Below are 8,188 nucleotides of genomic sequence, written 5' to 3'. Positions count from 1 at the left end.
TTCCAAAGCCTGGTGAAGCCCATCACTAAATCGTCTGCCTTCACTTAAACGACCTGTAAATTCATCAACGATGATAACTTCTTTATTACGCACCACATATTTGCGTGCTTTGCTTTAAACAAATCTTTTTTATACGCTTTCTTATAGGCATTGTGAGCACATTTTATCTATCTTCTTTTGTGCTTAAAAATGAAGTTGAAGCATTTTTTTATCATACCTTTGTTCGCACTTGTTTTAAGCCTTTTAACAGGTTTTTTAAGTCTTAAATTTAAAGAAAAATTAAGCTTTTATGGTAGTATCTGGCTCTTTTTCATTGCTTTCTTTCATATAGCTTATGAGTTGCTTAATCCTTCATATCTTGCTTATGTACTTGCCTTTGAATGGGTATTGTTTGCTGGCTTGTTATATTGTGAGACAAAATTTGAACTTTTAGCTCTTAAAAATTCAAATTTACAAGTTCATTTAAGCATTGCAAGCATTTTAGTTCTTGCCCTGCTTTGCGTTTTTCCTCATCTTAACAACGACCTTTATGAACTTATTTTAGCTCTTTTCATACCTTCAAAAAGCGTTGATATGCTACTTTGTTTATGCTTTGCTCTTGGCACTGGTGTGAGTTTAGGGTTTTTATATAAAGCAAAAAAAATAAATAAAATAAACTTTATTTTGCTGGCAAGTTCTTGTTTGTTTTTTAGCATTTTATTTATACAAGCCTTGATTTTAACCTTTTTTAGTTCTTTTGAGTATATAAAATACTGCTTAAGCTTTACTGCATTTATGTTTTTAAGCCTGCTATGCCTTTATGCTTATAATAAAAATACATTGTTTTATATCATTTTTGCGTGTTTTGGGGCAAAAGCAGTGTATGATCTAAGCTTAGTGTTGATCTTTGATAATGCCCTATTTTCAAGACTTTACACGCATTTTTATAAAGAAGACTATCCTCAAGCTTTTGAACTTTTAATGATGATTATTTTGAGTTTTGTTTTACCAAGCTTTTACTTTTTTAAGCTTAAAAACAAGCTCTTGGCATTTTATAAAATCACGCAAAAAGCAAGTTTAATTTTTGATGTCCTGGTTTTTGTTTTTACTCTTTTAAGTCTCGTTGCTTTGATCCGCTTTAGCTTTTGGTATTTTAATGAAAATCTAGGCTTTGGAAGTCTTTGTCTTGCTAGGGCGTTTTTTGACAAAAGTATAAGCACTTTTGAAAACTATACCTACAGCTTTACTTTTGTATTTGTGGGTGTGATCTTACTCTTTCTAGCCTTTAGAAGTCCTATTTTACGAATTTATGCTTTATTGTTGTTTGCCATAAGTATAATAAAACTCTTTTTTATCGACATAAGCTCAAATACTGGCATATTTAAAATATTGCTTTTCTTTAGTGTAGGCGTGATCTTGCTTTTAAGTTCTTATTTTTATTCAAAGAAATTTTTAAGGCATAAATAATGAGAAAAATTTTTCTTTTTGTGTTGCTTTTATCTTCTATTTTTGCTGAAGAATACTTTTTAACAACGCTCAAAAAAGAATTTATCAAAGCCAAAGATGAAGGAAAACCCGCTTTGATTATCCCTATTAACACTTGGCATAATCGTTGGTTTTATGATGATGAACACCTTAGCAGATACAACGAAAAGCCTTTAGGACTGGGTTTTGCTCAGTGGGTTAGCGAAGAAAAGATAAATTATGGACTTTTTGGTATTATTTTTAATGACTCAAATTATCATCTTCAAACGATGTTTGGCTATATCAAATACTATCATCTGAATGATGATGCAGTGAAATTCTCACTTGGTTATATTGTGGGGCTTACTCAAAGAAAGGAATACTGGTATATACCAATACCCTTACCTTTACAAAGTGCAAGTTTAAGCTATAAAAAACTCGACTTTCAATTTGCTTATGTGCCGGGCGTTAAAAACAACGGCAATGTGCTTTTTTCGTGGATTTCTTGGACTTTTTAGTCCTCTTGTCTCTTAGAAATCATTTCGATATTGCTTCTATTTTTTTCGATCAGCAAGCGATTTTTTTCAACAATTTGCTTAAGTTCCTCAATATCAGCCTTCATCGCCTGAATATGACTTTTAAAAAGTTTGTTCTTTCTTTCATAGCGATTGACAAGCAAAAATACGATAAACAAAAACACAAGCACGATACACCAAAATGCAACATTTATCATTTTATTCTCCTTAAAAGGTTTTAGTATGCCACATTTTTACTTAAATTCATCTATAAAACGTTTTTGCAAATCCCCAAAAAACTCGATTCGCCTATCACGCAAAAAGGGCCACCACCTCCGAACATTTTCACTTTGTTTAAAATCAAGTTCTAAAACCTTACAAAACTCTTTATCATCAGCTCTAAAAAGCTCCTCACCTTGCGGACCATAGACAAAGGAATTTCCCCAAAACCTTATGCCATTAGCTTTATTGCTTTGATCTTTTTCAAAACCAACGCGATTAACCGCCACTACAGGCAAGCCATTAGCGATCGCATGTCCTTTTTGCACGCCAAGCCATGCTTCAAGCTGTCTTTGTCTTTCTTGCTCACTATCCTGATCAAAAGAGCCTATAGCGGTAGGATAGATGAGAATTTGTGCCCCTTTCAAAGCCATGATCCGTGCAGCTTCAGGAAACCACTGATCCCAGCAAATCAGTATTCCAAGCCTACCTACGCTTGTATTTATAGGTTCAAAGCCAAGATCTCCGGGTGTGAAATAAAATTTTTCATAAAATTGCGGATCATCAGGTATGTGCATTTTGCGGTATTTACCAGCTATAGAGCCATTTTTTTCAAACACTACAGCCGTGTTGTGATACAACCCAGCACTTCGTTTTTCAAACAAAGAGGTGAGCAATACCACCTCATTTTCACACGCAACTTTACTCCAAAATACTAAGTCTTTTTCATACTCCTCAGCCAAGTCAAATTTATTCACATCTTCACTTTGACAAAAATATTCACTTTGATGAAGCTCACTTAAGCAAACAAGCCTTGCTCCTTGCTTTGCTACTTCTTTGATAGCCTTTGTGCTATGCTCAAGCATAACTTCTTTGCTACCTTGAAATTTGTGCTGAATGAGTGCTATTTTCATCTCTTATCCTCTTTATAAGTAAAGTATTATATCAAGTTTGCTTTGTTCTTTGCTTAAAAGATACAACAAGACATAAATCAAAGCTTTTTATCTTTCCTTATCTTTGCCCTAAAAAGCGGTTTTGACAAGCACAATGAAGCGAGCCATTTTGTCTTAAAAATACCCTTGCATCAACACTGATAATATTTCTTTGAGGTAAGGCTTTTTGAAGTCTTGTCTTGACAAGCTCATCGTTTTCATCAGCATAACTTGGCAGTATCAACGCATCATTGATAAATACAAAATTTGCATAATTTGCCCCAAGTCTTCTTCCTTCATAATACAAAGGCTTTGGCAAAGGCAGTTCAACAAGCTTAAAGCCCGTTTTTTCAAGCTCTTCTTTCATCTTTAAAAGGGGCAAAAAATGCTCATCTTCTTCATCTTCACAAATACAATGTGCTATAGTTTCTTCATCGATAAAACGTGCTAAAGTATCGATGTGTGAATCTGTATCATCGCCTTTTATGAAGCCATTTTCTAGCCAGATGATTTTTTTGAGATTAAAAATTTGCTTGAGCTTTGCTTCAAGCTCGCTTTGATTAAGATGAGAATTTCTATTTTCATTTAAAAGGCAAGCTTTTGTTGTGAGCATAACACCTTGTCCATTAAAATCAATACTTCCACCCTCTAAAATAAGTTCAATTGTTCTTAGCTCGCTCTTAAAATACTGCTTAAAAAGTTTAGAATTAAGCTCATTATCAAGCTGGCTTTGAAATTTATTGCCCCAAGCATTAAAGGTAAAATCAAGACTAACCAGCCTTTCATTCTCATAAATATCAATAGCACCATAATCTCTTATCCAAGTATCATTCATATCACACTGAAAAAAATCACAATTTTTAAAGTCTTTAAAAGGCTTAAAATCAGCCTCATTTGGAGCGATAAGTAAAATTTTTTGATACGCACTCACAGCTTTTATAAAGTCTTTATAGCCTTGCAAGATCTCATCTAAATACGGCTTCCAATCAGTTTTTTCGTGAGGTAAAGCCAACATTAAAAGCTCTTGTTTGCTCCATTCAGCAAGTGTTTTTATCATCTTTTATACCTTTTTGCTCAATTCTAACACATTTTGCTTAAAACGCTTTTATAAAAGCTTAATGAGTTCTTTAGCAAGAAGGTTTTGAGGAGTTAAGCCTATAAATTCTTTTGTTTTAAAGCCTTCTTTGTTATAGAATACAATCACAGGCACGCCATATATTCCGCCTACAATCTTAGAAAAAAACTCACTTGCCTTTCTTTCATAAAAAAGCGTAAAATCAAGCCCTTTTTCATTTGCCCACACCAAAGCGTCTTTTTCATCTCTAGCATCGCCTAAAATGGTTAAAAAATCAAAATCGTGAAGCTTTCTTAGCTCTTTTAAAATCACAATTTGTTCTTTACATACTCCACAATCTTTTGTAAAAAATACCAAAGCAAAAGGCTGTTTTTGCTTAAAATCAAGCCTTTTTTCAAAGCCATCAAAGCTAAACTCATACATTTTGTTTGAATTTAAGGCTTTAAATTGATTTTCAAAGCAAGCACTAAAGAACAAGGCTAAAGCAAAGACAAAAGCTTTTCTTGCAAACTTTGCCATGGCTTATCTCCTATGATTTTTTCTTGCACTATACCATCTTTAATGATAAAAGTTGTTGGCAGAGCAAAAACAGCATATCTTTGCCAAGAAATGTCTAAATCATCTTTTAAAAGCATTATATGTTCAAGTTTAAATCGCTCTTTGATTGAATTAATGACTTCTTTTTCATCGACTGAGTTTATGGCTAGAACTACGATTTTATCTTGATTGTTTTCTACAAATTCATCAAGCAAGGGAAGTTCTTTAATGCACGCTGCACAACCATTTTCAAAAAAAACTATGATTTTAAGCCTTTGATCAAAATCACTTAACTTTACAGCTTCTCCTTGTAAATTTTTAGCCAAAATAGGCGGTGCTTCTTTGCCTAGCTCGGCTCTTTTTTCGCCCTCACACGCTAAAAATACGAGGCTTAAAATAAGGCTAAAGATAAATTTAAAAGTTCTCATTTCATCACTCCATGTGCAAGGATAATCATCTCATCAGCTTGTTTTGCTAGGGATTCATTGTGCGTGATTAAAACTATACTTTTGCCTTCTTTTTTAAGTTCTTGCAAAAGCTCAAGCACGATTTGTTCGTTTGCTTCATCTAAATTTCCAGTTGGCTCATCAGCAAGCAAAAGTTCTGGATTATTAATCAAAGCCCTTGCTATGCAAAGTCTTTGCTGCTCGCCTCCGCTAAGCTGACTTGGTAAATGCGTAAGGCGGTGTGCTAAACCTACTTTTTCAAGCACAACCTTAGCATCGCTTTGTTCTATGCTTGAGTGATAGTATTGTGCAAGCATGACATTTTCAAGAGCGTTAAGATAAGGGATAAGATGAAATTGCTGGAAAATCAGTCCTATTTTTTCGCGGCGAATTTTTATTTTTGCTTCTTCATCAAGTTCATCTGTGCTTATGCCATCTAAAAGATAATGCCCAAGACTTGGTTTATCTAGCAAGGAAAGTATGTTTAAAAGCGTGGATTTACCGCTTCCTGAAGGTCCCATTATACTCAACCACTGCCCTGTTTTTAGGCTAAAATTTATATCTTGCAAGGCTTTTAACTCGCCAAAATTCTTAGATAAATGTTCTACTTTAATAATTTCTTTCATTTATTCACCTTTCAAATTCTCACAAATATTGATCTTTAATGCTTTTTTGATAGGAAAATACGTCGCAAAAAAGACAAAAACAAAAGCTATACACACGGCAAAAAAAGCTGCTTTAAAGCGAAAATCAATGCTAGCATTAAATATCAAATAACCAAAAATATTGGCTAAAATATAGCCAAAAATCACTCCAAAAATACAAGCAACCAATGTCAAAACAAGGCATTCTAAAGCAAAAAGTTTGATAATATCTTTTTTTGAGCCACCTAAGGCTAAATGCAGGGCAATTTCTTTTTTTCTTGAAAAGATGATAGAGCTAAGTGTAGTATTTACGCTTGTTGAAGCGATGATTAAAACCACAAGCACAATTAAAAACATTAAGGCTTTAAGCTTATCAAGCACCAAACCCTCGCTTAAGGATATAGATGAAATGGGCTTTGCAAATAATTCATCATTACTCAACTGCAAAGCTTTTTCACTTACTTGTTTAAAATCTCCATCAACTAAAGCCTGAGCGTAATGTATGCCAAAATACCCACTTAAGTTTTGCACCACAGCCAAATCAGCAATCACAAGACTATCAAGCTCATCAGAGCTGTGAATAATACCTTTGATTTTAAGTTTTGTGCTTTTTGAATTTAAAGGATTGAAAAGCTCAAGTTCTGAACCTATTAAGTCCTCAAGCTTTGCTTGCTTGTTACCGCTAATGAGCCTTGCAGCTAAATCTATGCCTAAAAAAGCCGAACTTTGATCAAAACTACTTAAAGAAAAGCTTCCAAATCTTGCTTCAATAAAAGGCTTACTTAGCTTTAAAGCCTTAAAATCAGTGCCTAAAACAAGAATATCTTGTCCTTGAGCGTTTAAAAAAGTATAAAGATAAGGCGTGATTTTAAGCTCTTTTGCGAGCTTTTTATAGCTTTCATTGCTAATAAGCTCATCTTCTTTGACAGCTAAGATAGTAAGATTTGCCCCATAAGCTTTTAATTCTTTAGAAAGCTTAGTATCAATGTCAAAATAAATATTTAAAAAAGCCACGCTCACACAAACGGCAAGAAAGATAGCTAAAACCATAATAAAAACACGTTGATATGAAAAAATAAGGCTTTTAAAAAGCTGTTTTAATGCAAACTCATTTACCATAAAGCACCTGCACCTCGCTTTGTTCGCTTATGCTTCTTAATGCTAACAAGCACGCTAAAAGCACGGCTAAGCCAGCAAAAACCACACAAAGCGGTAAAATGATAAAATAAATAGGGATAAAATAAGCAAAGATATTCAAAGCAATAAGTTCGCTTAAAGCCACCCCAAAAACAAAACCAAAAAAAGCTGCAATAAGCCCAACACATAAGTTTTCACCAGCAAAGATAAGATAAATTTGTCCCACGCTTGCTCCTAAAACCCTTAAAAGTCCTATTTCTTTCTTTCTCGCGTGAAGTTCAGAACTCATCAAAGAAGCGATAGCTATAGAGGAGATGATAAGAGAGATTAAGGCTGTGGCGATCATAAGAGTTTGAATTTTTGTAACGATTAAATTTTCAGCATCTGAAATGGCAGTTTGAGCCTTGGCACTTGCGCCTTGAAAGTCTTCTTCGATCTGATAAGCGATAGAGCCAACATAAGCTGTGCAAAACCACATATCAAACTCAACACTATCAAGTGAGTTAGCTCCTAAACGTCTTGCTTTTTGAGCCAAATCATTTTCAGGTATGGTTAAAGCTGAAACTTCGGCTTTAAAAAACAAGCCTTCTTTATGCAAGAGTTTTTGAGTTAGGGCTAGAGAAGTGATGATTTTATTGGCATTTTTATCAAAATTATGCACTATGCCTACAACTTTAACTTTTTGATCATTAAGCATAAGTTCATCATTCAAGTTCAAAGCATTTTTGCTTGCAAACTCATCACCTAAAATAACTTCATCTAAGCTATCATCATTTGCATATCGCCCATCAATCTTAAGTAAAGGATAAAGTTCTTTTATGCCGGTGTGAAAATCATCCTCGTCAGCGATATTGAGTTTTTTATCAAAATAAGTACCTAGTATGCTTACTTGCTTATCATTCATCATTACCTTGCCTTCTAAAAAAGGTGCAAAAGCTGTGATATTGTTTCGCCAAAAAATTTCTTTTATGGTATGAAGCTTTGATTCTTCAAGATAGCTTTTATCTTTTAAAGGCTCAAGAACCTTATCGCCAATATCTACGCTCAAACTTGCTCCCTTTGGTAAAATGATGATATTTGCACCATAACTTCTTAATTCTTTGCTTAGCTCATTGCCTATACTAAGCGTGATATTAAGCATACTTGCAAGCAATAAACTCGCTAAAAAGCAACTTAGAAAAACAAGAATTTTTTGGGTTTTATTTTTAAAGATAGAATTTTTTATCATTTTTAAAAGCAT

The 8,188-nt window shown here is 33.8% G+C and carries 10 protein-coding genes and 1 pseudogene; 2 read left to right on the top strand and 9 right to left on the bottom strand.

The window, feature by feature from the left end:
• Window positions 1-99, bottom strand: a pseudogene (locus tag DMB91_RS07825) (hypothetical protein); the annotation flags it as partial.
• Window positions 100-189: 90 nt separating this feature from the next.
• Between DMB91_RS07825 and DMB91_RS07820 the strand changes: the two are divergent.
• Both DMB91_RS07820 and DMB91_RS07815 read left to right on the top strand, forming a co-directional pair.
• Entirely contained in the window at window positions 190-1,446 is a 1,257-nt protein-coding gene (locus DMB91_RS07820) for a DUF2339 domain-containing protein (protein WP_081946906.1), read from the top strand.
• Window positions 1,446-1,961: a hypothetical protein gene (locus DMB91_RS07815; protein WP_052043179.1), complete on the top strand. Its 516-nt coding sequence runs from the start codon at window positions 1,446-1,448 to the stop codon at window positions 1,959-1,961. Before DMB91_RS07820 ends, DMB91_RS07815 begins: the two co-directional genes overlap by 1 nt.
• On the opposite strand, the gene DMB91_RS07810 is transcribed toward DMB91_RS07815, so the two are convergent.
• The 8 genes from DMB91_RS07810 to DMB91_RS07775 form a co-directional block, all read right to left on the bottom strand.
• On the bottom strand, window positions 1,958-2,176 hold the full coding sequence (locus tag DMB91_RS07810; RefSeq protein ID WP_034904162.1) for a hypothetical protein: 219 nt from the start codon (window positions 2,174-2,176) through the stop codon (window positions 1,958-1,960). The genes DMB91_RS07815 and DMB91_RS07810 overlap by 4 nt on opposite strands.
• Before the next feature lie 36 nt (window positions 2,177-2,212).
• Window positions 2,213-3,091, bottom strand: a complete 879-nt coding sequence (locus tag DMB91_RS07805) for a carbon-nitrogen hydrolase (RefSeq protein WP_034904164.1) — start codon at window positions 3,089-3,091, stop codon at window positions 2,213-2,215.
• 97 nt (window positions 3,092-3,188) lie between these two features.
• Window positions 3,189-4,166, bottom strand: coding sequence for an agmatine deiminase family protein (locus tag DMB91_RS07800; RefSeq protein WP_034904167.1), 978 nt, complete (start codon window positions 4,164-4,166; stop codon window positions 3,189-3,191).
• Between the two features lie 48 nt (window positions 4,167-4,214).
• Window positions 4,215-4,703 (bottom strand): TlpA family protein disulfide reductase, encoded by a 489-nt coding sequence (locus DMB91_RS07795; protein WP_034904168.1) that lies wholly within the window; start codon window positions 4,701-4,703, stop codon window positions 4,215-4,217.
• The gene (locus DMB91_RS07790; RefSeq protein WP_034904171.1) at window positions 4,664-5,149 is read right to left on the bottom strand and encodes a TlpA family protein disulfide reductase; all 486 of its coding nucleotides are present in this window, start codon (window positions 5,147-5,149) and stop codon (window positions 4,664-4,666) included. The genes DMB91_RS07795 and DMB91_RS07790 overlap by 40 nt, the downstream gene beginning before the upstream one ends.
• Complete coding sequence (locus DMB91_RS07785) at window positions 5,146-5,793, bottom strand: ABC transporter ATP-binding protein (protein ID WP_034904173.1); 648 nt, start codon at window positions 5,791-5,793, stop codon at window positions 5,146-5,148. Before DMB91_RS07785 ends, DMB91_RS07790 begins: the two co-directional genes overlap by 4 nt.
• A complete protein-coding gene (locus DMB91_RS07780) occupies window positions 5,794-6,930 on the bottom strand; it encodes an ABC transporter permease (RefSeq protein ID WP_034904175.1) in 1,137 nt (378 codons plus the stop codon).
• The gene (locus tag DMB91_RS07775) at window positions 6,920-8,188 is read right to left on the bottom strand and encodes an ABC transporter permease (protein WP_034904177.1); all 1,269 of its coding nucleotides are present in this window, start codon (window positions 8,186-8,188) and stop codon (window positions 6,920-6,922) included. Before DMB91_RS07775 ends, DMB91_RS07780 begins: the two co-directional genes overlap by 11 nt.

Origin of the sequence: Campylobacter sp. MIT 97-5078 (assembly GCF_006864455.1) — a bacterium.
GTDB lineage: Bacteria > Campylobacterota > Campylobacteria > Campylobacterales > Campylobacteraceae > Campylobacter_D.
The sequence above is the reverse complement of the archived record's forward strand: the minus strand, read 5'-3'. Positions and strand labels throughout refer to the sequence as shown.

Excerpts from the sequence above, each read along its gene's own strand:
- DMB91_RS07775 (WP_034904177.1), bottom strand. The coding sequence starts at position 8,188 with ATGCTTTTAAAAATGATAAAAAATTCTATCTTTAAAAATAAAACCCAA.
- DMB91_RS07820 (WP_081946906.1), top strand. The coding sequence starts at position 190 with ATGAAGTTGAAGCATTTTTTTATCATACCTTTGTTCGCACTTGTTTTA.
- DMB91_RS07795 (WP_034904168.1), bottom strand. The coding sequence starts at position 4,703 with ATGGCAAAGTTTGCAAGAAAAGCTTTTGTCTTTGCTTTAGCCTTGTTC.
- DMB91_RS07780 (WP_034904175.1), bottom strand. The coding sequence starts at position 6,930 with ATGGTAAATGAGTTTGCATTAAAACAGCTTTTTAAAAGCCTTATTTTT.
- DMB91_RS07785 (WP_034904173.1), bottom strand. The coding sequence starts at position 5,793 with ATGAAAGAAATTATTAAAGTAGAACATTTATCTAAGAATTTTGGCGAG.
- DMB91_RS07800 (WP_034904167.1), bottom strand. The coding sequence starts at position 4,166 with ATGATAAAAACACTTGCTGAATGGAGCAAACAAGAGCTTTTAATGTTG.
- DMB91_RS07805 (WP_034904164.1), bottom strand. The coding sequence starts at position 3,091 with ATGAAAATAGCACTCATTCAGCACAAATTTCAAGGTAGCAAAGAAGTT.
- DMB91_RS07790 (WP_034904171.1), bottom strand. The coding sequence starts at position 5,149 with ATGAGAACTTTTAAATTTATCTTTAGCCTTATTTTAAGCCTCGTATTT.
- DMB91_RS07815 (WP_052043179.1), top strand. The coding sequence starts at position 1,446 with ATGAGAAAAATTTTTCTTTTTGTGTTGCTTTTATCTTCTATTTTTGCT.
- DMB91_RS07810 (WP_034904162.1), bottom strand. The coding sequence starts at position 2,176 with ATGATAAATGTTGCATTTTGGTGTATCGTGCTTGTGTTTTTGTTTATC.